Genomic DNA, 1,486 nt, shown 5'->3' on the forward strand with positions numbered 1-1,486 from the left:
CTTTTTTATTTTTCAATCTCCTTATGTCAATCTCTTCTGTCTTAAAGATTAAGTTATTAAAGTAACAAATCGCATAAAATTCATTTTGCGCTGCAAGGTAATAAGTTGTATTTAAAATAATTTTCAAGGAATCTGAATTATTAGCTCTCACTCTAAAGCATGGTAAATTATATTTCAAGATTACCCCATCAGTCCATACAGTATTTGTTTCATCAAGAATTTCTACTTTATATTCTATCTCTGCTTTTTCAAAAGTTTCTTTAATATCAGAATAATCATCATATGCAATAAAAGTAATATAAAGTGGAAAACGTTTCTGTGTATTTAACATCTCAAATAAAAATTGTTTATTAGTTTCAATATAGCTTTTTTCATTCTCATTAGCAGAAAGAGAATAGGCTTTTATCTTATTATTTATTTTCACATAATGATCCTTACAATAATACTGCTCCTCTTGAATCCAAATCTCGAACATACTTTTCACCCTTTGGTTATAATACTATTTATAAACTTAACTAAATGAATAATTAATACTTTATTCATCTTTATTTATTCAAATAAAGTAGCAACAACAAAGGCCAACTTGGTTCCTGACTTCATCAATCTAAAATAAAATTATAACGCCCTATACAAAAAAAGACGCTTTGTTCGTGGAACATTATTGAAGTAGATTATTTAATAGAGAGTCATATTCTTCCCAAAATTTCAGATACATTTCTTGGTCATACTCATCTGAAATTTGTTTTTTAGATTGATTAAAAAAGCTCTTAGCTTTCAAAGCAAAAGACACTATTTGTTCGTTATACAACTGGTTGCTTAAGACAATTTCATCTACTGGAAAACGTATAATTCCAGTTTCAAGACTAGTCGATTTTATTTTTATAAAATTTGATAAGATAACTTGATCATTTAAGTGCTTAACACTCCAATGAATAGATATTGGGCATCCCGTCATTAACATCGTGCCACAGCCATGAAGGATTAATCCCTCTTCATTTTCAGGGTCACATTCATAATCATTGTTAACTGTTCTTAACAATGCTAAGGCAGATTCAATAATTCCCCATTCTTCTCCTAATCCATCTTGAGTTATTATATAATCATTTACCTTAATATAAATTTCTCCATGAGAGCATAAATCTAATTTCGAAGGTTCCATCCAATGTTGATTTAAGATTTTTATTTTAAACTCATCCAAAATAAACTCTACTCCTTCTGTCCTTCTAATCTAATCACTTTTCTTTGCCTAACTCTTTAACCGTAGGTAATTCATTAATTCCTTAAAAGGAGTTGAATATGAGTCTTCATATTTTTTTATATGTTGTTTTAGAAGATTCAAACTTTTTTCAAGGTATGGATGAATTTGAGTCGTATCCGCAATGTAGTATAAACTTATTAAACGGTAAAGGGTTTCCCATAATAAATAATATCTTCCAATTCATATAGTACATTAATAACATTTGGAATGTAGTTATATGCTTCTTCA

General features: G+C 28.3%; 2 protein-coding genes. Both read right to left on the reverse strand.

What is annotated here, in order from left to right; translation table 11 throughout:
* Window positions 1-475, reverse strand: a 475-nt coding sequence (locus tag ACEWK1_RS27610) for a hypothetical protein (protein WP_416636880.1), incomplete at its 3' end; no start/stop codon positions are given.
* Window positions 476-658: 183 nt separating this feature from the next.
* Window positions 659-1,159: a hypothetical protein gene (locus ACEWK1_RS27615; protein ID WP_212138019.1), complete on the reverse strand. Its 501-nt coding sequence runs from the start codon at window positions 1,157-1,159 to the stop codon at window positions 659-661.
* Window positions 1,160-1,486: the final 327 nt, after the last annotated feature.

Source organism: Metabacillus sp. YM-086 (assembly GCF_048059995.1).
Classification (GTDB): domain Bacteria; phylum Bacillota; class Bacilli; order Bacillales; family Bacillaceae; genus Metabacillus; species Metabacillus litoralis_B.